Source organism: Silanimonas lenta DSM 16282 (assembly GCF_000429065.1).
GTDB classification, from domain to species: domain Bacteria; phylum Pseudomonadota; class Gammaproteobacteria; order Xanthomonadales; family Xanthomonadaceae; genus Silanimonas; species Silanimonas lenta.
Genome location: NZ_AUBD01000005.1, coordinates 287,772 through 312,228, shown reverse-complemented (window position 1 = coordinate 312,228; position 24,457 = coordinate 287,772). Strand labels below are relative to the sequence as shown.

At 70.8% G+C, this 24,457-nt stretch carries 19 protein-coding genes; 9 read left to right on the top strand and 10 right to left on the bottom strand.

The window, feature by feature from the left end; all coding sequences use genetic code 11:
- Positions 1–2: 2 nt before the first annotated feature.
- From sufC to G408_RS0104015, 3 genes are read right to left on the bottom strand one after another with little or no spacing between them, the layout of a single operon-like run.
- Positions 3–767 carry a Fe-S cluster assembly ATPase SufC gene (sufC, locus tag G408_RS0104025; protein ID WP_028770047.1) on the bottom strand — a complete coding sequence of 255 codons (765 nt, stop codon included), beginning with the start codon at positions 765–767 and terminating at the stop codon, positions 3–5.
- 25 nt (positions 768–792) lie between these two features.
- On the bottom strand, positions 793–2,265 hold the full coding sequence (gene sufB, locus G408_RS0104020) for a Fe-S cluster assembly protein SufB (protein ID WP_051282593.1): 1,473 nt from the start codon (positions 2,263–2,265) through the stop codon (positions 793–795).
- A gap of 21 nt (positions 2,266–2,286) precedes the next feature.
- The gene (locus tag G408_RS0104015; RefSeq protein ID WP_028770045.1) at positions 2,287–2,754 is read right to left on the bottom strand and encodes an SUF system Fe-S cluster assembly regulator; all 468 of its coding nucleotides are present in this window, start codon (positions 2,752–2,754) and stop codon (positions 2,287–2,289) included.
- A gap of 248 nt (positions 2,755–3,002) precedes the next feature.
- Here G408_RS0104015 and G408_RS0104010 point away from each other — a divergent pair, with 248 nt between their 5' ends.
- Both G408_RS0104010 and G408_RS0104005 read left to right on the top strand, forming a co-directional pair.
- Entirely contained in the window at positions 3,003–3,503 is a 501-nt protein-coding gene (locus G408_RS0104010; RefSeq protein WP_028770044.1) for an SET domain-containing protein, read from the top strand.
- 105 nt (positions 3,504–3,608) lie between these two features.
- Positions 3,609–5,891: a DUF5916 domain-containing protein gene (locus tag G408_RS0104005; protein WP_051282592.1), complete on the top strand. Its 2,283-nt coding sequence runs from the start codon at positions 3,609–3,611 to the stop codon at positions 5,889–5,891.
- Here G408_RS0104005 and G408_RS13075 read toward each other — a convergent pair.
- From G408_RS13075 to fusA, 3 genes are all read right to left on the bottom strand, one after another.
- Positions 5,873–6,289 (bottom strand): DUF2784 domain-containing protein, encoded by a 417-nt coding sequence (locus G408_RS13075; RefSeq protein ID WP_037412104.1) that lies wholly within the window; start codon positions 6,287–6,289, stop codon positions 5,873–5,875. The two genes, G408_RS0104005 and G408_RS13075, sit on opposite strands and share 19 nt — an antisense overlap.
- A 5-nt stretch (positions 6,290–6,294) precedes the next feature.
- Entirely contained in the window at positions 6,295–7,629 is a 1,335-nt protein-coding gene (locus G408_RS0103995; protein WP_051282591.1) for a metal-dependent hydrolase family protein, read from the bottom strand.
- Between the two features lie 86 nt (positions 7,630–7,715).
- Entirely contained in the window at positions 7,716–9,764 is a 2,049-nt protein-coding gene (gene fusA / locus G408_RS0103990; RefSeq protein WP_028770041.1) for an elongation factor G, read from the bottom strand.
- A gap of 149 nt (positions 9,765–9,913) precedes the next feature.
- Between fusA and G408_RS0103985 the strand changes: the two genes are divergently transcribed.
- Positions 9,914–10,630, top strand: a complete 717-nt coding sequence (locus G408_RS0103985; protein WP_028770040.1) for an alpha/beta fold hydrolase — start codon at positions 9,914–9,916, stop codon at positions 10,628–10,630.
- A 68-nt stretch (positions 10,631–10,698) separates the two neighbouring features.
- A complete protein-coding gene (locus G408_RS13070) occupies positions 10,699–11,307 on the top strand; it encodes a glycine zipper 2TM domain-containing protein (protein ID WP_051282590.1) in 609 nt (202 codons plus the stop codon).
- Positions 11,308–11,311: 4 nt separating this feature from the next.
- Here the strand turns inward: G408_RS13070 and G408_RS0103975 are convergent, their stop codons facing one another.
- Both G408_RS0103975 and G408_RS0103970 read right to left on the bottom strand, forming a co-directional pair.
- Positions 11,312–12,196 (bottom strand): PhzF family phenazine biosynthesis protein, encoded by an 885-nt coding sequence (locus G408_RS0103975; protein ID WP_028770039.1) that lies wholly within the window; start codon positions 12,194–12,196, stop codon positions 11,312–11,314.
- Entirely contained in the window at positions 12,190–13,089 is a 900-nt protein-coding gene (locus G408_RS0103970; protein WP_051282589.1) for a PhzF family phenazine biosynthesis protein, read from the bottom strand. The genes G408_RS0103975 and G408_RS0103970 overlap by 7 nt, the downstream gene beginning before the upstream one ends.
- A gap of 158 nt (positions 13,090–13,247) precedes the next feature.
- Between G408_RS0103970 and G408_RS0103965 the strand changes: the two genes are divergently transcribed.
- The 4 genes from G408_RS0103965 (at position 13,248) to G408_RS0103950 (ending at position 19,547) form a co-directional block, all read left to right on the top strand.
- Positions 13,248–15,851, top strand: a complete 2,604-nt coding sequence (locus tag G408_RS0103965) for a bifunctional aspartate kinase/diaminopimelate decarboxylase (RefSeq protein ID WP_028770037.1) — start codon at positions 13,248–13,250, stop codon at positions 15,849–15,851.
- Positions 15,848–17,284: a UDP-N-acetyl-alpha-D-muramoyl-L-alanyl-L-glutamate epimerase gene (gene murL / locus G408_RS0103960; protein WP_028770036.1), complete on the top strand. Its 1,437-nt coding sequence runs from the start codon at positions 15,848–15,850 to the stop codon at positions 17,282–17,284. Before G408_RS0103965 ends, murL begins: the two co-directional genes overlap by 4 nt.
- Positions 17,265–18,653 carry a UDP-N-acetylmuramoyl-L-alanine--D-glutamate ligase gene (gene murD / locus G408_RS0103955; protein WP_028770035.1) on the top strand — a complete coding sequence of 463 codons (1,389 nt, stop codon included), beginning with the start codon at positions 17,265–17,267 and terminating at the stop codon, positions 18,651–18,653. Before murL ends, murD begins: the two co-directional genes overlap by 20 nt.
- Positions 18,654–18,743: 90 nt before the next feature.
- Entirely contained in the window at positions 18,744–19,547 is an 804-nt protein-coding gene (locus G408_RS0103950) for a dienelactone hydrolase family protein (RefSeq protein WP_028770034.1), read from the top strand.
- Here G408_RS0103950 and G408_RS0103945 read toward each other — a convergent pair.
- Positions 19,541–20,542: a polyprenyl synthetase family protein gene (locus tag G408_RS0103945; protein WP_028770033.1), complete on the bottom strand. Its 1,002-nt coding sequence runs from the start codon at positions 20,540–20,542 to the stop codon at positions 19,541–19,543. The genes G408_RS0103950 and G408_RS0103945 overlap by 7 nt on opposite strands.
- Positions 20,543–20,677: 135 nt before the next feature.
- Between G408_RS0103945 and ssb the strand changes: the two genes are divergently transcribed.
- Positions 20,678–21,211: a single-stranded DNA-binding protein gene (gene ssb, locus G408_RS0103940; protein ID WP_028770032.1), complete on the top strand. Its 534-nt coding sequence runs from the start codon at positions 20,678–20,680 to the stop codon at positions 21,209–21,211.
- 102 nt (positions 21,212–21,313) lie between these two features.
- On the opposite strand, the gene G408_RS0103935 is transcribed toward ssb, so the two are convergent.
- Complete coding sequence (locus tag G408_RS0103935) at positions 21,314–24,451, bottom strand: efflux RND transporter permease subunit (RefSeq protein ID WP_028770031.1); 3,138 nt, start codon at positions 24,449–24,451, stop codon at positions 21,314–21,316.
- Positions 24,452–24,457: the final 6 nt, after the last annotated feature.

Genomic DNA, 24,457 nt, shown 5'->3' with positions numbered 1-24,457 from the left:
GCTCATGCCGTCGCCCCCGGCGCGATGCGGTCCTTCACCCAGGCATAGCCGTGCTGCTCGAGCTCCAGCGCCAGTTCCGGCCCACCGCTCTCGACGATGCGGCCGTCGGCCAGCACGTGCACCACGTCCGGCCTGATGTAGTCGAGCAGGCGCTGGTAGTGGGTGACCACGAGGAAGCTGCGCTCCGGCGATCGCATCAGGTTCACGCCCTCGGCCACCAGCTTCAAAGCATCGATGTCGAGGCCGGAGTCGGTCTCGTCGAGGATGGCGAGCGAGGGCTCGAGCACCGCGAGCTGGAAGATCTCGTTGCGCTTCTTCTCGCCGCCGGAGAAACCGACGTTCACCGCGCGGTTCAGCAGCTCGTCCTTGATGTGCAGCACCGAGAGCTTCTGCCGCACCAGCTTCAGGAAACCCATCGAATCGATCTCCGGCTCGCCTCGGTACTTGCGCTGGGCGTTGAGCGCCGCGCGCAGGAAGTAGGTGTTGTTCACACCCGGGATCTCGACGGGGTACTGGAAGGCGAGGAACACGCCTTCGGCGGCACGCGCTTCCGGCGCCATTGCCAGTAGGTCCTTGCCCCGGTAGGTGACGGAGCCCTCGGTGACCTCGTAGCCCTCGCGGCCGGCGAGGATGTGGCCGAGCGTGCTCTTGCCGGCGCCGTTCGGGCCCATGATGGCGTGCACCTGGCCGGGCGCGACCTCGAGCGTGAGGCCCTTGAGGATGGGCTTGCCGCCGGCGCGGACGTGGAGGTTGTCGATCTTCAGCATGGTCGGGTTCCGTGATGGGGGCGCGTCAGCCGACGGCGCCTTCGAGCGAGACTTCCAGCAGCTTCTTGGCTTCCACGGCGAACTCCATCGGCAGCTCCTTGAAGACCTGCTTGCAGAAGCCGTCGACGATCAGGCTTACCGCGTCCTCCTCGCCGATGCCGCGGGCGCGGCAGTAGAACAGCTGGTCCTCGCTGATCTTCGAGGTGGTGGCCTCGTGCTCGACGGTGGCGCTGGGGTTCTTCACCTCGATGTAGGGGAAGGTGTGGGCGCCGCAGCGCTTGCCGATCAGCAGCGAGTCGCACTGGGTGTAGTTGCGGGCGTTGTCGGCGCCCCGTTCGATCTTCACAAGACCTCGGTAGGTGTTCTGGCCGCGGCCGGCGCTGATGCCCTTGGAGACGATGGTGCTGCGGGTATTGCGGCCCACGTGCACCATCTTGGTGCCGGTGTCGGCCTGCTGGCGGTGGTGGGTGAGGGCCACCGAGTAGAACTCGCCCACTGAATCGTCGCCGAGCAGCACGCAGCTCGGGTACTTCCAGGTGATGGCGGAGCCGGTTTCCACCTGTGTCCAGCTGATCTTCGAGCGCGAGCCGCGGCATTCGCCGCGCTTGGTCACGAAGTTGTAGATGCCGCCCCGGCCTTCCTCGTCGCCGGGGTACCAGTTCTGCACCGTGCTGTACTTGATCTCGGCATCGTCGAGGGCCACCAGCTCCACCACCGCGGCGTGCAGCTGGTTCTCGTCGCGCATCGGCGCGGTGCAGCCCTCGAGGTAGGAGACGTAGGCCTTCTCCTCGCAGACGATCAGCGTGCGCTCGAACTGGCCGGTATGGCCGGCATTGATGCGGAAGTAGGTGCTGAGCTCCATCGGGCAGCGCACGCCCTTCGGCACGAAGACGAAGCTGCCGTCGGAGAACACCGCCGAGTTCAGGGCGGCGAAGTAGTTGTCGCCTACCGGCACCACCGAGCCGAGGTACTTGCGCACCAGCTCGGGGTATTCGTGCAGGGCCTCGCTGATCGAGCAGAAGATCACGCCGGCCTTCTTCAGCTCGTCCTTGTAGGTGGTGCCCACCGAGACCGAGTCGAACACGGCGTCCACCGCGATGCCGGCGAGGCGCGCGCGCTCGTGCAGGGGCACGCCGAGCTTGTCGTAGGTCTCGAGCAGCTTGGGGTCGATTTCGTCGAGCGACTTCGGGGCGTTCTTCGGCGCGGCGAAGTAGGAGATGGCCTGGTAGTCGATGGGCGCGATCTCCAGCTTGGCCCAGTCGGGCGGCGTCATCGTCAGCCAGTGGCGGTAGGCGGCCAGCCGCCACTCGGTCATCCACCCGGGTTCGTTCTTGCGCGCCGAGATGGCGCGCACCACGTCCTCGTCGAGGCCGGGCGGCAGGCTCTCGGTTTCGATGTCGGTGACGAAGCCGGCGCCGTAGCGGCGGTTCAGGGCTTCCTCGACGCCGGCTTCCAGCGGCCTTGTGGCCGCCGCATCGGCAGTGGGGGTGGCGCTCATGCTGGCTCTCCTCGGGGCGGCTCAGTCGCTTGCGACCAGGGCCGCCGGGATGGCTTTGGGATCGGGATGGCGGGGGCCGGATGCCGGCGCCGGGGCCAGCATGTCGGCGAGGGTGGTGCGGTCGAGGGCATCGACCACCACGTCGTTGATGCGCTGCCAGCCGGCGCGGATGCCGCAGTGGGCCTCGATGCCGCATTCGCCGTCGTGCACGCTGCAGGTGGTCATGCCCATCGGGCCTTCGATAGCCTCGACGATGGCCCGCAGCGGGATCTGCGCCGGCGGCCGGGCGAGGCGGTAGCCGCCGCTGGCGCCGCGGAAGCTCTCCACCAGTCCGGCCTGGGCCAGCAGCTTCAGCACCTTGGCCACCGTGGCCGGCTCCACCCGCGAGCGCTCGGCCAGTTCGGCGGCGCTGTGCACCCGCTCGCGCCCCTGGGCGAGCACGGTCAGCACCACGGTGGCGTAGTCGGTGAGCTTGGTGACGCGGAGCATGGGCGCGCGGAGCGGGTGGCGGGCCGGCGCGGGGCCGGTGGGCTGGAATCAGGACTGGAATTGTACGGATTGGGGCGGGCGGGCTCAATCGCGGCGCCGTGAAGGCCCGTCCGGGCCGGCATCGGCTTCGCCTGGGTGGCCTACTGGACCGGCGGCTTGGGCTGGGTGCAGAGGCTGTCCTGAAGGCAGCGGATGCATCGCCGTGCGGGGCGGGCGAGAATGACGGCCCTCGTCACGCCTGCCCTGCCATGCCGAAGAAGTCCAGGAAGATCGAACGCCGCCAGTCGTCCATCCATGGCAATGGCGTCTTCGCCACCGCTCCGATCGCCAAGGGCGAGAAGATCGTGCGCTACAAGGGCAAGGTGCGGCGCCACGAGGAGGTGGACGAGGAATACGCCGGCTTCGACGAGACCGGCCACACCTTCCTCTTCAGCCTCAACGAGGAGTGGGTGATCGATGCCAACATCGACGGCAATGTGGCGCGCTGGATCAACCACAGCTGCAACCCGAACTGCGAGGCGGTGCAGGAGGAGCACCCCAAGGGCAAGAAGCACAAGGACAAGGTGTTCATCCATGCCCTGCGCGACATCGCGCCCGGCGAGGAGCTGAGCTACAACTACGGCATCGTGCTCGACGAGCCGCACACGCCGGCCCTGAAGCGGCTCTGGGCCTGCCATTGCGGCTCGGCCAACTGCACCGGCACCATGCTGCAGCCCAAGCGCCGTCCGAGGTCCGGCAATCGCCGCTGAACGGCGGCTGGGCCGGTCGCCTGCCCGGGCGCGTGACTTCCGGGCCGTGCCCGCGGCCGGCGGCGCGGGCAGCATGGGGGGCCGATTCCCCGGAGCACGGACGCGATGCGCCGCCCCCTCCACGCCGTTTCGCGCCCGATGCGCGCGGCCATCACCCTCGCCTTCGCCCTGCCCCTCGCGGGGGCGCTCTCGGCCCGCGTGCCGCTGATCGATGGCCGGATCGAGGCCGATGAATGGGCCGGCGCCCGGCACATCACCGATTTCCGCACCGTGCAGCCGATGACCCGCGCCGAGGCGCGGCTGCGCACCGAGGCCTGGGTGCTGGCCACCCCCGAAGGCCTCGCCATCGCCTTCCGCAACCACCAGCCGCCCGGCGTGCCGCGCATCGCCCCGCGTGGCGGCCGCGACCAGGTGCCGCCTGCCGACCGGGTGAACGTCTACGTCGACTTCGATGGCGACGGCCGCGTGGGCTACAACTTCGTGGTCTCGCTGGCCGGCGACATCGGCGATACCACCATCGCCGGCGAGAACCGCTTCAACCCGGACTGGGACGGCGACTGGCGCCGGGCCACCAGCGAGGACGAGGACGGCTGGTCGGCAGAGCTACTGATCCCGTGGCATGTGGCGCCGATGGCCGCCGCCCAGGGCGACCGGCGCCGCATCGGGCTCTCGCTCGACCGCGTCACCGCGCACAACAACGAGCGCGTGGCCTGGCCGGCCATCACCTGGAGCGAGCCGCGCTTCCTCAGCGCCTTCGAGCGCATCGAGGTCGAGGCCCACGAGCAGTCCCTGCTGGCGCTCACGCCCTATGTCTCTGGCCTGCAGGATGAGGTGGCGGGCCGCTTCGAGGCCAGCACCGGGATCGACCTGTTCTGGAAGCCGCATGGCCGCTTCCAGCTCTCCGCCACGCTCAACCCGGACTTCGGCCAGGTGGAGAGCGACGATCTCGTGGTGAACTTCGGCGCGGTGGAGAACTTCTTCAACGACAAGCGGCCCTTCTTCACCGAGAACCAGGCCTTCTTCGACGTCGGCTTCGGCGGCCTTGGCAATGCCAACCGCCTGCTCTACACCCGGCGCATCGGCGCCCAGGCCGACGATGGCAGCGGGGCGGGCGACGTGGCCGGGGCGGTGAAGCTCAATGGCAGCGCCGGACGCCTCGGCTACGGCCTGTTCGCCGCCAGCGAGGACGGTGAGGCCGGACGCGACTTCCTTGCCGCCCGCGTGGCCGGCGGCGGCGAGCGCTGGTCGGGCGGCGCCATGCTCACCGAGGTGAAGCGCCCCTTCCTCGACCGGGTGGCGCGGGTGGCCTCGTTCGACCATGCCTGGCGGCCGGACGATCGCCTGAGCCTGCGGGCCGGGCTGGTGTTCTCCGACATCGAGGCCCCGGTGCGCAGCGGCCGCGACAGCGGCGGGCAGGTCCGCCTCGACCACGAGCTGGGCGGCGGCTGGCGCCAGCAGCTCTACGCCGTGCACCTCGGCCGTAATCTGCAGCTCAACGACTTCGGCTATCTCGAGCGCAACGACTTCAGTTATGCCCGCTACGAGCTGCAGCGCCGGCGCGACGACCTGCCGGCGCAGGGCCGCGCGGCCAGCCGCATCGACCGCTACGCTGCCTCGCGGCGCATGAACGACCGCGGCCTCGTGCTGTTCGACACCGTGGCCATGAATCGCACCGCCGAGCTGCGCGACGGCGGCTTCTGGTTCTGGGATGTCTACGCCACCGGCCCGCTCATCGATGATCTCGTGCTGCGCGGCAACGGCATCGTGCGGATGCCGGCCCGGCTCGGCCTGTACGGCGAGCGGCGCTGGGCCCGGCCGGCCGGGGGGCGCTTCGAGTACGAGATCGACGTGCGCCACGCCAACGAGGGCTTCGACGGCCGCGGCAAGGGCCTCGTCGAACTTTCTGCCGAGACCGTCTACCACGCCAGCGACCGGGTCCGGGTCGAACTCGAACTCGAACTCGAAAGGAATGCGGACTGGGTGATCTGGCGGCGCGGCAATGCCCTCGGCCAGTTCGACGGCCGCCAGGTCTTCCTCGGGGCCGGGGCGATCTGGAAGCTCGACGAGCGGCAGGAGCTGCGCCTGAAGCTCGAGGCCATCGCCATCGACGCCGAGGCGCGGGCCCTCTGGCGGGTGGACGGCACGGGCGTCGCGCGCCGCACCGGCGAGGCGCTGGACGATTTCGCCCTGCAGAACCTCGGCTTCCAGCTCCGCTACCGCTACGAGATCGCTCCGCTCTCCGACCTGTACGTGGCTTACGTGCGCGGCGGCGCGCTGTTCCGCGAGTCGGCCCGGGGCTTCGGCCTCGGCGACGAGTTCCGCGGCGCCTTCGACCTGCGCGACAGCGAGCAGCTGCTGGTGAAGCTGAGCTACCGCTTCACGCTCTGAGCCGGCGCCCGCGTGGGCGGCACCCACCACCACAGGCCGAGGCTGAGCAGGGCCCAGCCGATGTAGAGCGGCAGCAGCGCAGCGAGCGGCACCTCGACGTAGAGCAGGCGGCCGAGCCAGGCCTCGACGAAACCCGCGCCGTAGCCCGCCTCGCCGGCGAGGCGGCGAAGCGCAGACTCCCAGTGGGTGAGGAAGCACCGCTCGCCGAGCAGGGCCTGCGCCGCCACCACCGCCATCGAGACGAGGTGCAGCCCGCGCAGCCCGCGATGGCGCACCCAGGCCCAGCTGCGCCAGGCGCCGAGCAGGATCGCCGGCGGCATCGCCACATTGAAGGCGACGATGCCCGCGTGCAGGCCCAGCAGGGCATCGGCCAGCCGGGACGCGGTGGCCGGGTCCATGGGGCTTACTCGCGCACCACCCGGCCGCGGGCCATGACGAAGGCCACGCGGTCGCGCTGTAGGGCGCCAAGATCGGTGAGCGGATCGCCGCGCACGGCGATCACGTCGGCGGAGAAGCCCGGGGCCAGCCGGCCCACCTCGTCCTCGAGGCCCAGGAGCTCGGCGGCGGTGCGGGTGGCCGAGACCAGCACCTCCTGCGGGCTCATGCCGCCGTACTGCACCATCAGCGGCATTTCCTCGGCATTGCGGCCATGCTCCGAGACGCCGGTGTCGGTGCCGTAGGCGATCTTCAGCCCGGCGCGGCGGGCGGCGGCGATGTTGCGGCCGGTGGCCTCCAGACGCACCCTGATCTTGGCGGCCACCACCGGGGTGTAGAGGCCCTTCGGCAGGTTCTCGCGGTAGGCGATGGTGGGCGAGAGCGTGGGCACGAGGAAACTGCCGCTGCCGCGCATGGCGCGGATGCCGGCCTCGTCCACGTAGGTGCCGTGCTCGATCGAATCGACCCCGGCGCGGGCCGCGGCCTCGATGCCGCGCGGGCCGTGGGCATGCGCCGCCACCTTCAGGCCGAGCTGGTGGGCGGTATCGACGATGGCCTTCATCTCCTCGTCGGTGAAGTGCTGGTCGAGGCCGCGGTTCTGCTGCGAGAGCACGCCGCCGGTGGCGGCGAACTTGATCACGTCGGCGCCGGCGCGCGACAGCCGGCGCACCACCTCGGCGCACTGCGCCGCGCCGGTGCAGGTATTGCCCTCGTCGAGCGCTTCCATCACCTCGGGGCGGAAGCCGGTGAGGTCGCCGTGCCCGCCGATGATCGAGACCATGCGCCCGGCGCTCAGCACCCGCGGGCCGGGAAGCTCGCCGGCGGCGATGGCATCGCGCAGGGCGAAGCCGGCCTGGCCCGGGGCGCCGAGGTCGCGCACCGTGGTGAAGCCGGCCTGCACGGTACGCAGGGCATTGCGGGCGCCGAGCGCGGTGGCGCGCTCCGGCGTGACTACCGCCTCGGCCCAGAACGGCGGCGCCGGGTCGAAGGCCAGATGCACATGGCTGTCGATCAGCCCGGGCAGCAGGGTGTGCTCGGCATCGAAGCGGCGTTCCTCGGCGATGCGCTCGCCCTCGCCCAGCGGCACTTCGGCCTCGAGCCCGGGCAGCACCGCGCGCAGGCGGCCGTCGGCCACCACCAGGGTGGCCGGCATCACCCGGCCTTCGGCGGGATCGAGCAGCACCCGCGGGGCGCGCAGCACGCTCAGCTCGGTGGCAAGGACGGGCAGGGTGGCGAGGGCGGCGAGCAGCGTGGCGGCGAGGCGGCCGCGCCGCCGCGCGGGCGGGGCAAGGCGTGGGGGCATGGCGGGAACCCGGAGGAGCGGAAGACGGAGCTTAGCCTGCCGCGCCGCGGGCGATGCCGGGGCGAAGGCGGCCCGGGGGCAGGCGCTCAGTCATCCTCGGCCCGCGGGCGGTAGGCCGCCGCCAGTTTCGCCTGCAGGCTGGCCGGCGCCAGCTCGTAATGGCTGAACTCGAGGTCGTAGCGCCCACGCCCGGCGCTGAGCGATTTCAGTTCGGCAGGAAAGCCTTCCAGCTCGGCCATCGGCAGCAGGGCCCGTACCAGCACCTCGTCGCCGCGCAGGCGCTCGCTGCCGTGGATGCGTGCCCGCTTCGCCGCCAGCGTGCCAGTAAGATCGCCCATGTTCGGCTCCGGCACGGTGACGGTGAGTTCCACGATCGGCTCGAGCAGCTGCGGCGATGCCTTGGCCACGGCATCGAGGAAGGCCTTGCGCCCGGCGGTGACGAAGGCGATCTCCTTGCTGTCCACGCTGTGGTGCTTGCCGTCGTAGACCACCACCCGCAGGTCCTGCATCGGGAAACCGGCCACTACGCCCTGCGCCAGGGCCTGGCGCACGCCTTTCTCCACCGCCGGCAGGAACTGCCCAGGGATGGCGCCGCCCTTCACCGCGTCCACGAACTCGAAGCCCTGGCCGCGCTCCAGCGGCTCCACCCGCAGCATCACCTCGCCGAACTGCCCGGCGCCGCCGGTCTGCTTCTTGTGCCGGTGGTGCCCTTCCGCGGGGTGGCCGATGGTCTCGCGGAAAGCCACCTTCGGAGGCCGGGTCACCACTTCCACCTGGAAACGTTCCCGCAGGCGCTGCAGCTGGATCTTGAGATGCAGCTCGGAGAGACCGCGGATCACCGTCTCGCGGGTGTCCTGCGCCTGCTCGACGTGGAAGCAGGGATCTTCCTCGGCCAGCTTCGCGAGCGCCACCGCCAGCTTCTGCTCCTGCCCGCGGGTGGCGGCCTCGATGGCCAGGCCGAACATCGGCTTCGGGAAGGGCAGGGGGGCGAGATGGATCTCGTCCTCCTCGTGCGAGTCGTGCAGCACGGCGTCGAAGTGCAGTTCCTCGAGCTTGGCCACGGCGGCGATGTCGCCGGGGATGGCCTGCTCCACCTCGACCCGCTCGGCGCCGTGCAGCTTGAACAGGTGGCCGATGCGCACCGGCTTGCGGCCATCATCGACGAAGAGCTGGGCATCGCGGCGCAGGGTGCCCTGGAAGACCCGGAACACCGCCAGCTTGCCGGCGAAGGGGTCGTGCACGATCTGGAACACGTCGGCCAGTACGTGCGCCGCCGGATCGGGACTGGCCAAGACCGGCACTGCGGCCTCGCCGCGGCCCTTCATGAAGGGCGGCGGGTTGGCCTCGCCGGGATGCGGGAACCACTGCTCGGCAAGCGCCAGGAACTCGCGCACCCCGGTGCCGTGGCGGGCCGAGACGAAGCACACCGGGATGAGATGCCCCTCGCGCAGGCACTGCTCGAAGGCCGCGTGCAGCTCCTCGCCGGAGAGCCCGTCCTCGCCTTCGTCGAGGTAATGGCCCATTACCGTCTCGTTGATCTCCACCACCTGGTCGACGAGGCGCTGGTGCCAGTCGGCCACCGGCCCGAGGTCGGACTCGCCTTCGCGGCCACCGAGGCAGTCCAGCACCGCGTGGCCGCCGCCCGCCGGCAGATTGACCGGCAGGCACTCCACGCCGAAGGCCTCGCGCAGGTCCTCCAGCAGGCGCGGCAGGTCGGCGCCCTCGGCGTCGATCTTGTTCACTACCAGCACCCGGGCGAGGTTGCGCGACTTGGCGTACTCCATCATCCGCCGCGTGCCGTAATCCACGCCCTGCGCCGCCGAGACGACGATGCAGGCGGTCTCCACTGCGGCCAGGGCGGTGAGCGCAGGGCCGCGGAAGTCGGCCATGCCCGGGGTGTCGAGGAGGTTGAGGTGCAGGCCGCCGTGGTCGGCATGGCTGATGGCGAGGTTCAGCGAATGCCCGCGCTGCTTCTCGATCGGATCGAAATCGCCCACCGTGCTGCCGCGTTCGAGGCTGCCGGGCTGCGGCAGCTTGCCGGCGGCCACCAGCACGGCCTCCAGCAGGCTGGTCTTGCCGCTGCCGGACGGACCGATGAAAGCGAGGTTGCGGATCTGCGCGGTGCTGTAGCCCATAAACCGACTCCTTCGACGAGGCAGGCGAACGGGAACACGGGCACGGCGGCGGGCCGGGCGCGGAAGGCCACCTTCCGCCTGCCGTGCCACCAGCGTCAAGCGTGGCCGGGCGTAGACTCGCAGCCCCGGCCACCTCCTGTTCCCTGCCCATGCCCGCTGCCCTGCCTGCCGCGCTGTTCCTGCATGGGGCCGGGGCCTGGGGCGGGCAGTGGGCGGTCTGGCGGCGGGTGTTCGAGGCGGCCGGCTGGCAGGTGGCCGCGCCCGATCTGGTGCCGGAGACGCCGGAGGCCCTGGCCGCCGATAGCTTCGCGGCGCGCCTCGAGCGTGCCCGCGCCGCCCACGCCGCCCTGCCACCCGGCGCGGCCCTGGTGGGGGCCAGCCTCGGCGGTCTCATTGCCTATGCCCTGGCCGGCACCGCGGCGCCGGCCGTGCCCCTGGTGCTGGTGAACCCGCTGCCGCCGGCGCCCTTCGCCGCCCGGCTGCCGCCGCTCGACGAGGACGATGCCGCCTTCCGATGGCGCAGCGCCGGGCGCTTTGCCGGCACGGCCCGGGCCCTGCCGGGCAGCCCCTTCGCCGACCAGCATTTCGCCTTCCGCCACTGGCGCGACGAGCAGCCCGCCCTGCTGCGCGCGGCGCATGCCGGCCTCGCGCTGCCGCGGCCGGCCGGCCCCGTGCTGCTGCTCGCCAGCGCGGATGACTGCGAGGTGCCGCAGGGCCTGTGCCGGGAGTTCGCGGGGGCCATCGGCGCCGGTTTCATGGGGCTTCCCGGAGGCCACCTCGACCCGGTGATGGGGCCGGGCGCGGCGTCCGCGGCGGCGCTCGCCCTGTCCTGGCTGAACGGCTGCGCGCGCCACCGCCCGGATTAAGCCGCGGTTGGAGCACGGATGCGGAATCTGCCTCCACGCCGCCGCCCGACGGCGCTGGAGACGATGCCATGAACCGCCTGCCCACCGTCCTCGTCCTTGCCCTTGCCACTGTCGCCGTGGCCGCGCCGGCGTCGGCCCAGTACCGCGGCGAGCGCCACGCCGGCCCCGGCCCGCGCTGGGACACCGCCCGCGTGGTCAACGTCTCGCCCATCCTCGCCCCGGGCGAGCCGCGTTACCGCCAGGAGTGCTGGCAGGAGCCGGTGCGCTATGTCAGCCGCGAGCCGGTCTATGAGCCGCGTTACGAACGGCGGGGCATGAGCCCCGGCGCCAGCGCGGTGGTGGGCGGTGTGATCGGCGCCGCGGTGGGCCGCCAGTTCGGTGATGGCGACGGGCGCCGCGCCGCCACCGTGGCCGGCGCCGTCATCGGCAGCGCGATCGGCGCCGAACGGGCCCGCGACCGCTACGAGGCGGGCTACGGTTACGGCCCGCGCAGCGTGGAGCGCGAGGTGGTGCAGTACGAGAGCCGCTGCCGCACGGTGCCGGATGGCTATGTCGAGGACCGGGTGGTGGGCTACCGCGTGGACTACGTCTACCACGGCCACACTTACACCACCGAGACGCCCTACCATCCGGGCAGCACCATCCGTGTGCGGGTGGATGTGACCCCCGAGGTCTGAGGCCTTACCAGCGCAGCCGGCCCTCCACCACGGTCCGGGTCTGCCCTCCCACCCAGATGCGCCCGTCCTCGTGCCGCAGCACGAGGCGGGCGTCGCGGCCCACCTCGCGGCCCTGGCTCACCACGTAGCGATCGCCCAGATCCCTGGCCTGCCCGGTGGCATGCAGATAGCCCGCCAGCGCCGCGTTCGCCGCGCCGGAGGCCGGGTCCTCGTAGTGGCCATGGAAGGGCATCAGCGCCCGCACCACCAGGCCGTAGTCGCGGCCCGGGCAGCGGGCGAAGACCGCGAGCCCCATCGCCTCGTCCGGCGCGGCAAGCGCGGCGATACCGGGGAAATCCGGCGCCCAGCCGCGCACCGCGGCCTCGTCCACCAGTTCCGCCGCCCACCAGCGGCGGCCGGAATCGATCAGGGCGGCGCCGGCCGGCGCGAGCCGGTCGCCGAGCAGGGCGCGCAGCCGGGCATCACCCCCATCCCGACGTGCCAGCACCTGCGTGGCCGGTGCCTGCACGAAGAGCGCGCGCGCCTCGCCTTCGCCCTCCACCTGCACCGGCAGCAGCCCGGCCCCGCATTCCTGCACCAGCCGGAGCCGGCCGTCCGGCCCGGGCTGGGGCGTGGCCAGCCCGGCGGCGAGCACGGCATGCGCGGTGCCCACGCTGGGATGCCCGGCGAAGGCGAGCTCGCGGCGCGGGGTGAAGATGCGCACCCGGTAGCTCGCCTCCGGCGTGCTGGGCGGCAGCACGAAGCAGGTCTCGATGACATTGGTCCAGGCGGCGATGCGTTGCATGGCCGCGGCATCGAGCCCCCCGGCGTCGAGCACCACCGCGAGCGGGTTGCCGGCGCCGGCGCGCGGGGCGAAGACATCGAGATGCAGGAAGCGGCGGCTCACCATGCCAGCGTGCCCTCCACCACGGTCTGGGTCTGGCCGCCGATCCAGACCTCGCCCTCCTCATCCACGGCGATCTCGACCACGCCATCGCGGCCCAGTTCGCGCCCCTGCGAGCTCGTGAAGCGCGGAGCGGGCAGGGCATGGCGGGCCTGCAGCCAGGCGGCGATGGCGGCATTGGCGCTGCCGGTCACCGGGTCTTCCGGGATGCCGTCGGCGGGCACGAAGGCGCGCACCACCAGCGCATGGGGAGCGCCGGGGCAGCGGGCGAACACCGCCACGCCCACGCTGCCGTCGCTCCGGTTCGCCGCGGCCATGGCCTCGAGGTCGGGGCCGAGGCCGCGCACGCTGGCCTCGTCGGCGAGCTCCACGCACCACCAGCGCGGGCCGTTGTCGATCAGGGCCGCAGGCAGGGGCCCCAGGGCCACGGCCCCGAGGCTGGCCAGCACCGCCTCGGCCCTGGCATCCAGCGTCCGTCCTCGCGGGGCGCGCACATGCACCCGGCGCCCGGCGCCTTCGCCTTCCACCCGCAGCGGCAGCAGGCCGGCCCCGCATTCCTGCACCAGGCGGCCCTTGTGGGGGCGCACGAGGCCGTGTTCCAGCACGGCATGCGCGGTGCCCACGCTGGGATGCCCGGCGAAGGGCAGTTCCTGGCGCGGGGTGAAGATGCGCAGGCGGTAATCGGCCCCCGGCTGGGTGGGCGGCAGCACGAAGCTGGTTTCCGAGAGATTGAGCCAGGCGGCGAGCGCCTGCATGGCCGCGCCATCGAGCGCTTCGGCGCCCAGCACCACGCCGAGCGGGTTACCGAGGCCGGGAGCGGCGGCGAAGACATCGAGTTGCAGGAACGGAAGACGGGGCGCGACGGCGGCGGCCGCGCCCGGGGAGGCGATCGGAGGCATGGGCGATAGTGTCCGGCCTGCCCCGGCCGGGCCACAAGCCACCCTGTGCATGCCCGCGCGGGTACGGCGGGAGTGCCGGGCCACGCTATCCTTGCCCGGCCGCCGCATCTGGCGGCTTTCCTTTTTCCATGCCACGGCCATGTGAGGTGCCGACCCCGATGAACCGCCCTGTCCCCGCGTTCGCCAACGACTGGATCGTCCTGAAGTTCGGGGGCACCAGCGTGTCGAAAAAATCGCGCTGGGACACGATCGGGAAACTCATGCGCCGCCGCGCCGAGGAGGAAGGCGCGCGCGTGCTGGTGGTGGTCTCGGCCCTCTCGGGCGTCACCAACGCCCTGCAGGCCATGATCGATGGGCATCAGGACATGCCGGGCCTTCATGCCCAGGCCGAGGCCCTCGTCGAGCGCCATGCCGCGTTCTGCGCCGAGCTCGGGCTGGATCCCGAGGCCGTGCTCGGCCCGCGCTTCGCCGCCCTGCGCGCCCTGGCAGCCGATCCGCGCGCGGCTGGCGCCGAGCTTTCCTGGCAGGCCGAACTGCTGGCCCAGGGCGAGTTGCTGAGCTCCACGCTCGGCGTGGCCTACCTGCGCATGCAGGGCATGGCGCTGGAATGGTGGGATGCGCGCGATTCGATGCGCGCCATCGAGCAGCCCAATGCCAGCGCCTGGGCGCAGCGGCTCTCGGTGTCCTGCGATTTCCTCGACCCGGTGGCGCGCGAGCGCCTGCTGGCCCGGCCCGAGCGCTTCGCCCTCACCCAGGGCTTCATCGCCCGCCATGCCGATGGCGGCACGGCCATCCTCGGGCGCGGCGGCTCGGACACCTCGGCGGCCTACTTCGGCGCCCTGCTGAAAGCGCGCCGCGTCGAGATCTGGACCGACGTGCCGGGCATGTTCAGCGCCAATCCGCGGCAGGTGCCGGAGGCGCGCCTGCTCTCCCGCCTCGATTTCGAGGAGGCGCAGGAGATCGCCACCACCGGCGCCAAGGTGCTGCATCCGCGCTGCCTCACGCCCTGCCGCGAGGCCGGCGTGCCGATGTGGATCCGCGACACCGAACACCCCGAGCTCGCCGGCACCGTCATCGACGGCCAGGCCGCGACCGTGCCCGGGGTGAAGGCGATCAGCGCCCGGCGCGGCATCGTGCTGGTGTCGATGGAGACCATCGGCATGTGGCAGCAGGTGGGCTTCCTCGCGGAAGTGTTCGGCTGCTTCAAGGCGCATGGGCTTTCGGTGGACCTGATCGGCTCGGCCGAGACCAATGTCACGGTCTCGCTCGATCCCTCCGACAACCTCGTCAGCACCAATGTGCTGGAGGCCCTGTGCCGCGACCTGGAGCGCATCTGCCGGGTGAAGGTGATCGCGCCCTGCGCGGCCATCACCCTGGTGGGGCGCGGCATGCGCTCGCGCCTGCACCGGCTCACCGAGGTGCTGGCCACCTTCGGCCGCGAGCGGGTGCACCTGATCTCGCAGAGTTCGAACGACCTCAACCTCACCTTCGTGGTCGACGAAGCCCTTGCCGATGGCCTGTTGCCCCCCCTGCATGGGCTGCTGATCGCCTCCAGCGCCATGCCGATCGACGAGGCCGCGGTGTTCGGGCCGAGCTGGCGCGAGCTCGGCGAGCCGCGCCCGCCGCGCACGGCGTGGTGGCAGGCCGAGCGTCCGCGCCTGCTCGCGCTGGCCGAGCGCGGCACGCCCACCTACGCCTACCACCTGCCCACCGTGCGCGAGCGCGCCCGGCAGCTGAAGGCGCTCGCCGCGGTGGACCGCGTGCATTACGCGCTGAAGGCCAATCCGCACCCGGCCATCCTCAGGGCACTGGAGGCGGAAGGGTTCGGCTTCGAATGCGTCTCGCTGGCCGAAGTGGAGCATGTGCTGGCCACGCTGCCGGGCCTCGACCCGTGCCGCATCCTGTTCACGCCGAGCTTCGCTCCGCGCATCGAGTTCGAGCGGGCCTTCGCACATGGCGTGCACGTCACGCTCGACAATCCCACACTGCTGGACGGATGGGCGGAGGTGTTCCGTGGCCGCGAACTCACCCTGCGCGTCGATCCCGGTTTCGGTTCGGGCCACCACGACAAGGTGAAGACCGGCGGCAAGGAGGCGAAGTTTGGTCTGCCGCTCGATGAGGTCTCGTCCGCCGCCGATGCGGCGAAGGCGCTGGGCGCGCGCGTCACCGGCCTGCATGCGCACATCGGCAGCGGCATCTTCGATGCCAACCACTGGCGCGAGGTGTATGCGCGGCTCGCGTCGGTGGCCGATGCCATCGGCACGGTCGAGCGCATCGACGTCGGCGGGGGCATCGGCATTCCCTACCAGCCCGAGGCCGAGCCCTTCGACCTCGCCGCCTTCGGGGCGATGCTGGCGGAGATGAAGGCCCTGTTCCCGCAGTACGCACTGTGGATCGAGCCGGGACGCTTCCTCGTCGCCGAGGCCGGCGTGCTGCTCACCCGGGTCACCGCCACCATGCACAAGCAGGGCGTGCGCCGCATTGGCCTCGATGCCGGCATGAACGCGCTGCTGCGCCCGGCGCTCTACAACGCCTGGCACGGCATCGTGAACCTGAGTCGCCTCGATGATCCGCCCGGCGAGCCCGCCGAGGTGGTGGGGCCCATCTGCGAGACCGGCGACGTGCTGGGGCGCCGCCGTCGCCTGCCCGAGGCCACCGCCGAGGGCGACGTGGTGCTGCTGGCCGATGCCGGCGCCTACGGCAGGGTGATGGCGAGCCGCTACAACCTGCGCGCCCTGCCTGCCGAGGAGATCCTGGAATGAGCTGGACCTTCGACCGCGCGGCGATCCGCGCCTTCCGCTTCACGTCGAAACGCTTCGATCCGGCCAGCGGCGAGGTCGCGCTCGGCTACGCCTTCGTGAACCACGATGGCGCGGGCAGCCCCGAGCTGGTCGAGCGCATCACGATCCCCGGCGCCCCGTTTACGGCGGTGCAGCCGGGGAGCGTGGACTTCGACCCGGCGAAGGCCGCAGCGGTGGAGGCGGCACTGCGCCTGCTGCACCTCGTGGCCGGCGTCAGCTACTACAAGGCCGCCGCCCCCGCGGTGATCGAATGCGCCGAGGGCCCGCTCGATGCCGCCACCGCGGCCTTCATCGCCAGCGTCTACGAGAACGGCCTCGGCGAGTTCGCCTACCGCAACGGCCTCGAGCTGCGCGGCCACATCGTCTGGCCGCAGGGCGCGGCGGCGCGCCCGCCGGCCCCGGCCCTGGGCCTCGGGCGGGTCTCGCCGCCGGGAGGGGGCAGCCAGCCCTGGCCCTTCCGCAGCCTGGTGGCCATCGGCGGCGGCAAGGATTCGCTGGTCTCGATCGAGGCCCTGCGTGCCCTGGGCGCTAAGACCACCGTGGCCTGGATCGGCAGCTCGCCGCTGATCCGCGCCTGCGCCGAGCGCACCGGCCTGCCCATGCTCAACATCGGCCGCGCGCTGGCGCCGGAGCTTTTCGTGTTCAACCGCGAGGGGGCGCTGAACGGCCACATCCCGGTCACCGCGGTGAACTCGGCGATCCTCGTGCTGGCGGCCCTGCTCACCGGCCATGGCAGCGTGGTGTTCTCCAACGAGCATTCGGCGAGCTACGGCAGCCTGATCTCCGGCACCGGCGAGGTGAACCACCAGTGGTCGAAGGGCTGGGCCTTCGAGCGCGATTTCGCGGCGATCGTCCGCGCACAGGTCGCGGCGGATTTCGATTACGTCTCGTTGCTGCGTCCGTTCTCGGAACTCGCCGTGGCCCGGCAGTTCGCCCGGCTGGAGCACTACGACGCGCACTTCTCCAGCTGCAACCGCAACTTCCACCTGCTGGGCGAGAAGCCCAGCCAGCGCTGGTGCGGGGCCTGCCCGAAATGCCATTTCGTGTTCCTGGCGCTCGCGCCCTTCATGCCGAAGCCGCGCCTGCTCGGCATCTTCGGCCGCAACCTGCTCGACGACCTGTCGCTGGCCGCCGCCTACGACGCCCTGCTCGAGATCGCGGGCCACAAGCCCTTCGAATGCGTAGGCGAGGGCCGCGAATCGCGGGCGGCGATGGCGGCCCTGGCCGCCAGCCCGGCCTGGCGCGAGGATGCGCTGGTCGCCCGCTTCGCCACGACGCAGCAGCCGGCCCTCGATCCGGCTACCCTGCGCCTGGAGCCGCTGCTGGCCCCGCAGGGGGAGCATGGGCTGGGCACCGCACGGATGGAGGCGCTGCGTGCGCATTTCGGAGCTTGACGGCAAGCGGGTGGCGATCTGGGGCTATGGCCGCGAGGGCCGGGCGGCGCTGGCCGCGCTGCGCTGGCGTCTTCCCGGCCGCCCGCTCACGGTGTTCTGCAAGCCCGAGGAAGTGGCCGACCTCGAGGCGCAGGAAGACCCCATGCTCAGCATCCGTACCGAGGTCGATGCTGCCGCGCTCTCGGCCTTCGACGTGGTGGTGAAGTCGCCGGGCATCAGCGCCTATGCCTCGCCGAAGATCGATGCCGAGCTCAACGGCGTGCGCTTCACCAGCGGCACGGCGATCTGGTTTTCCGAGAACGCCGGGGCGCATACCGTCTGTGTCACCGGCACCAAGGGCAAGAGCACGGTCACGGCCCTGGTGGCCTTCCTGCTGCGCGCCGCCGGCGAGCGCACCGCGCTGGCCGGCAACATCGGCCTGCCGCTGCTGGAACTGCTGGACGTGCAGCCGCCGCCCGATGCCTGGGCCATCGAGCTCTCCAGCTATCAGACTGGCGATGCAGTGCGGCCGACGGTGGCGGTGGTGCTCAACCTCTATCCCGAGCACCTCGACTGGCATGGCAGCGAGGCCCGCTACTACGCCGACAAGCTGAAGCTCGTCACCCAGGCCCAGCCCGGCATCGCCCTGCTGAACGCCGCCGACGCGCGCCTGCGCGAGCTCGGCGCCACCGCTGCGGCGCAGGGCATCCGCGTGCAGTGGTTCAACACCGAGGACGGCTGGCACGTGCGCGACCGCTGGATCATGCGCGGCGGGCGGGCGGTGCTGGACGTGAAGTTCCTGCCGCTGCCGGGTCGCCACAACTGGATGAACCTGTGCGCGGCGCTGGCCGCGGTGGAGGCGCTCGGCATCGATCCGGTGCCGCTCGTCGAGCGGGTGGTGGACTTCCAGCCCCTGCCGCACCGCCTGCAACGGATCGGCGAGAGAGAGGGACTCATCTACGTCAACGATTCGATCAGCACCACCCCGCACGCCTCGATCGCCGCCCTCGACTGGTATCCCGGCAAGGGCACGGCCATCCTCGTCGGCGGCTACGACCGGGGCCTCGACTGGGGGGGCTTCGCCGAGCGCGTGGCCGCCGATCCGCCCGGCGCCATCATCACCATGGGTCAGAACGGACCGGCCATCTTCGAGAAGCTGAAGTCGATCGCCACGGCCACGAAGTTCGTGCTGCGCGAGTCGAACTCGATGGAGGAGGCGGTGCGGCTGGCGCAGGAGGCCCTGGGCAGCCGCGGCACCGTGCTGCTCTCGCCGGGCGCGCCGAGTTTCCCGCGTTACCGCGACTATGCCGAGCGCGGCAAGCACTTCGCCCGGGCCGCGGGCTTCGATCCCGAGCAGGTGGGCAGCATCCCCGGCCTCGGCGTGCGTTGAAGGCCGGTTCGCGCCCACGCCGCCCTGACGCCGGCGGGCCGGCCCAGGGCCTACACTCAGGGCTTCCTTGTCTCCGCCGGAGCCCCTGCCATGCGTGTTCCCGCCGTGTTCCGCCCCCTGCTCGCCCTCGGCGCGCTGGTCGCCGCTTCCGTCTTGCCCGCTGCCCCGGTGGCGACGCTCACCAGTTGGACGGTGGGTGATACCACTTTCGATGGTGTGCTCATTCACGACGATGCCGTGGCCACGCCGCGTCCGGGCCTGCTGATGGTGCCGAACTGGTACGGCGTGACCGATGCCGCCGTGGAGAAGGCCAAGGCCATTGCCGGGCAGGATTACGTGATCCTGCTGGTGGACATGTACGGCCGCGGCCTCCGCCCCGACAACCCGGGCGATGCCGGGAAGGCCGCGAGCGCGGTGTATGCCGACCGCCCCGGCATGCGGGCGCGCATCAATGCCGCGCTGGCCGCCCTGCGCGCGGCCGAGGGCGTGCCGCTCGACCGCTCGCGGATCGGCGCCATCGGCTTTTGCTTCGGCGGCGCTACCGTGCTGGAACTGGCCCGCAGCGGCGCCGAGCTGGCCGGCGTGGCGAGTTTCCACGGCGCGCTGGGCACCCCGCTGCCGGCCCAGGCCGGTGAGCTCAAGGTGCCGGTGCTGGTGATGAACGGCGCCGACGATCCCTTCGTCACGGCAGAGGAGATCGCCGGCTTCGAGAAAGAGATGCGCGAAGCCGGCGCCGACTGGCAGTTCGTGAACTTCGGCGGCGCCGTGCACTGCTTCGCCGAGCCCGACGAGGACGGCAGTGTGATTCCGGCCTGCAAGTACCACGCCCCCAGCCATCGCCGCTCGATGGCAATGATGCGTGGCTTCTTCGCCGAGCGCTTCGCGGCTCAGTAACGGCGGCGCACCGCATATTCGGCCAGGCCCGCCAGCGCGGCACGCGCCTCGCTGTCGGGCAGGGCCTCGAGGGCGGCGATGGCCGCCCCGGCATGGCGCAGTGCCGCTTCGCGGCTGTACTCCAGGCTGCCGCAGGCCTCGATGGCCGCCAGCACCTCACCGAAGGCCGAGGCATCGCCCTCGGCCACGATCGTCTTCAGCCGCGCCTGCACGGCCGGGGCACTGTGTGCCATGGCATGGATCAGGGGCAGGGTGGCCTTGCCCTCGGCGAGATCGTCGCCGAGGTTCTTGCCCAGGGCCGCAGCGTCGCCGGCGTAGTCCAGCACGTCGTCGGCGATCTGGAAGGCGTAGCCGAGCGCGAGGCCGTAGTCGGCAAGCGCCTGCTCGCCCGCTTCGCCGATTCCGGCGAGATGCCCGCCGAGCCGCGTGGCGGCGGCGAACAGCACCGCGGTCTTGCGTTCGATCACCCGCAGGTAGGCGGCCTCGTCGGTGTCCGGGTTGCGCACGTGCAGGAGTTGCAGCACCTCGCCCTCGGCGATGCGGTTGGTGGTGTCGGCCAGCACCTTCTGGATCGTCATCGAGTCGAGCTCGACCATCAGCTGGAAGGCGCGGGAGTAGAGGAAGTCGCCCACCAGCACGCTGGCGGCATTGCCGAAGGCGGCATTGGCGGTGGCGCGGCCGCGGCGCAGCTCCGATTCGTCCACCACGTCGTCGTGCAGCAGGGTGGCGGTGTGGATGAACTCCACCACTGCCGCCAACTGGTGGTGCGCCTCGCCGCGATAGCCGGCGGCACGGGCCGCCAGCACGGTGAGCATGGGTCGCAGGCGCTTGCCGCCGGCCCCGACGATGTACTCGGCCACCTGGTTGACCAACACCACGTCGGAGGCCAGGCGGCGTCGGATCAGGGCGTCCACCGCGGCCATGTCGGCGGCGGCCAACTGCTGGATGGCCGGGAAGGGAAGGGCGCGGGGCGCGGGCTCGGCGAACGCGTGCATCTGCCGATTATAGGGGGCCGACCCGCCGCCGGGCCGTGATCCGATCCGCGGCGGGCAGAATCCCGACCCGGGACGCCGTGGGGCTGTCATACTCTGCGGCCATCTTCGACATCCAGCGGTCCGGAGGACCCCCCCATGGCGCGCGGCATCAACAAAGTCATCCTCGTCGGCAATCTTGGCAACGACCCCGAGGTGCGCTACAGCCAGAGCGGCTCGGCCATCACCACCATCAGCGTGGCCACCTCGGAGAGCTGGAAGGACAAGGACGGCAACCCCCAGGAGCGCACCGAGTGGCACCGGGTGAAGTTCTTCGGCCGGCTGGCCGAGATCGCCGGCGAGTACCTGAAGAAGGGCCGGCAGGTCTACATCGAGGGCAGCCTGCGCACCGAGAAGTACACCGACAAGAACGGCATCGAGCGCTACACCACCGACATCATCGCCAGCGAGATGCAGATGCTGGGCGGCAACCCCGGCATGGCCGGCGAGGGCGGTGAGCGTGCCGACCGCCCCGCGCGCTCGGGCGGTGGCTACGGCGGCGGTCGCGCGGCCTCGGGTAGCGGCCGGGGCGGCGGTTTCGGCGCCGCCCAGGGCGAGGGCTACGGCAACCGCAGCGGCAATCCGCCGCCGCAGAACAGCGATCCCTTCCCGGACGACGACATCCCGTTCTGAGACACACTTGTGTGTAGTCGTTGATAAAGATCTCAGGGAGGCCCCGTTGTTACGGGGCCTTTTCCTTTTTCGACGTCTGTCCGATGGTCGAGAAAGAAAAGACTAGTCAGTGTCCTTCGATTCGCTGACCCTGTGCACTAGGCGATATAGCGCGGGAAGAACGAAGAGCGTCAGCAGCGTCGACGACAGCACGCCGCCGATGACCACCGTTGCGAGGGGCCGTTGAACCTCGGCGCCGGCACCCACGGCCAAAGCCATCGGCACGAAGCCGAGGCTCGCGACGAGAGCGGTCATCAGCACAGGACGAAAACGCGTGAGCGCACCCTCGCGCACCGCCTCATCCAAGCCCATGCCCTCCAATCGCAGCTGGCGGATGAAACTCAACATGACGATGCCGTTGAGTACTGCGATGCCGCTGAGGGCGATGAAGCCCACGCCGGCCGAGATCGAGAGCGGGAGGTCGCGAAGCAGCAGGGCCGCGACGCCGCCGGTCAGCGCGAGCGGAACGCCGGAGAACACCACCAGCGCGTCGCGGCCGGAGCCGAACGCGAGGAACAGCAGGCCGAGGATGAGCACGAGGGTCAGCGGCACCACGACCGAGAGGCGCTGCGTGGCGGAGATCAGTTGCTCAAACGTACCGCCGTACTCGACCCAGTAGCCTGGAGGCACATCGACCTCAGCGCCGACACGTTCCTGCACGTCGGCAACGAAGGAGCCGAGGTCGCGACCACGGACATTGGCCGTCACCACCACGCGGCGCTTGCCGTTCTCCCGGTTGATCTGGTTCGGCCCTTCCTCGATGGCGATGCGGGCCAGCTCGCGCAGCGGCACCGTGCGCACCGTTTCGGCGCGCTCGACCGGGAGAGGAACCGGCAGGTCACCGAGTCGATCGGCGTCGTTGCGAAGCCCATCCTCGAGCCGGACTACGATCGGTGCACGACGATCGCCCTCGTAGAGCATCCCTGCCTCGGTGCCACCGATGGCGGTCGCCACGACCTGCTGTACCGCGTCCAGAGACAGCCCTAGGCGAGCCAGCGCTTCGCGGTCGGGCTCGACGACCAGCATGGGTAGACCGGTCGTCTGCTCCACGCGGACATCAGCGGCCCCCTCCACATTCGACATTGCCGTCTCGATCGCCTGTGCCGTGCTCATCAGCACGTCGAGATCATCGCCATAGACCTTCACCGCGACGTCCGAACGGACACCGGAGATCAGCTCGTTGAAGCGCATCTGGATCGGCTGGGTGAACTCGTAGTTGTTGCCCGGGACGGTGGCCACCAAGGCCTCCAGCTCGGCCACCAGTTCGGCCTTCGTCTTGCCAGGATCAGGCCAGTCCTCCCGCGACTTCAGGATGACGAAGGTGTCGGCCACGGATGGCGGCATGGGATCGGTCGCAACTTCGGCAGTACCGATCTTGCTGAACACGCGTTCGACTTCCGGCAGTGTGAGGATCTCCCGTTCGAGCACTTTCTGCATGGCGACGGATTGGGTGATCGAGGTGCCCGGGATGCGCATGGCGTGCAGCGCGACGTCGCCCTCGTCGAGGCTCGGAATGAATTCGGTGCCCATCCGCGTGGCGGCGAATCCGGCACCCGCGACTAGCACGGCGGCGGCCAGAACGACGCGCCAGCGCCATGCCAAGACCCGATTCAGCGCTGGCGCATAGCCACGCTTCAGCCACAGGACGATCCGGTTTTCCTTCTCCTCGACCCGGCCACCGAGGCCCACCGCCACCATTGCTGGAACGAAGGTGAGCGAGAGCAGCATGGCCGCGGTCAGTGCGAACACGACGGTGAAAGCCATCGGGTGGAACATTTTTCCTTCGACGCCGTCGAGCGCAAAGATCGGCAGGTACACGGCGGTGATGATGCCGACGCCGAACAGGCTGGGCCGGATCACCTCGGCCGTGGCGGAGGCCGCCAGTTCGTAGCGCTCCTCGCGGGTGAGCAAACGGCCGAGCTTGTGCTGCATCTCTCCGAAACGACGGATGCAGTTCTCCATGATGATCACCGCGCCGTCGACGATCAGGCCGAAGTCCAGCGCACCGAGACTCATCAGGTTGCCGGAGACACCGCCTTTCAACATGCCGGTCGCCGTCATCAGCATGACCAGTGGGATGACGGCGGCCGTGATCAGCGCGGCGCGCAGGTTGCCGAGCAACAGGAACAGCACCACGACGACCAGCAGCGCACCTTCCGCCAAGGACTTGGACACGGTGCCGATGGTTCGATTCACCAGCGCCGTCCGGTCATAGACCGTCCGCAGGATCACGCCCTCGGGCAGGGTGCCTCGGATCGACACCACTCGGGCGTCCACGGCTTGCGCCACTTCACGGCTATTGGCACCTACCAGCATGAACACCGTGCCGAGCACCACTTCTTCGCCATTTTCGGTGGCCGCGCCGGTGCGCAGTTCCTGGCCCTCCTTCACCGTCGCCACGTCGTTGACGCGGATCACGCGGGTCCCGCGGCTGGCCACCACCACCGACCCGATGGCTGCGGCATCGCCGAGCTGGCCCGGCACGCGCACCAGCACCTGTTCGCCGCGCTTCTCAATGTAGCCGGCCCCGACATTGGCGTTGTTGCTCTCCAGCGCGTCGACCAGATCATCCAAGCTGAGATCGAGTGCAACGAGCCGCGCCAGATCCGGGGCGACCTGCACCTCTCGGGCATAGCCGCCGATGGTGTTGACCTCGACCACGCCGGGCACCGTGCGCAGCTGCGGCTTCACCACCCAGTCCTGCAGCGTGCGCAGGTCCGTCGGTGTCCAAGCCTGTCCGTCCTCACGCGTCGCGCCCGGCGCCGCTTCGACGGTGTACATGTAGATCTCGCCGAGGCCGGTGGAGATCGGCCCCATCGCCGGCTCGAGGCCGGTGGGCAACTGGCCGCGCACCTGCTGGAGCCGTTCAGCGATCTGCTGCCGGGCCCAGTAGATGTCGGTGCCGTCCTGGAAAACGACGGTCACCTGCGACAGCCCGTAGCGCGACAGTGAACGGGTGTAGTCGAGCTTGGGAATGCCGGCCAGCGCGGTTTCCACCGGGAAGGTGACCCGCTGCTCGGCCTCGAGCGGCGAGTAACCCGGCGCCTCGGTGTTGACCTGCACTTGCACATTGGTGATGTCCGGCACCGCGTCGATGGGCAGTCGGAACAGATTGAAGGCGCCCCAAGCCCCGAGGGCTAGGACGAGGATCAGGACCAGCCAGCGATGCCGGATGGCGTAGCGAATGAGGGACTCGATCATGGCGGG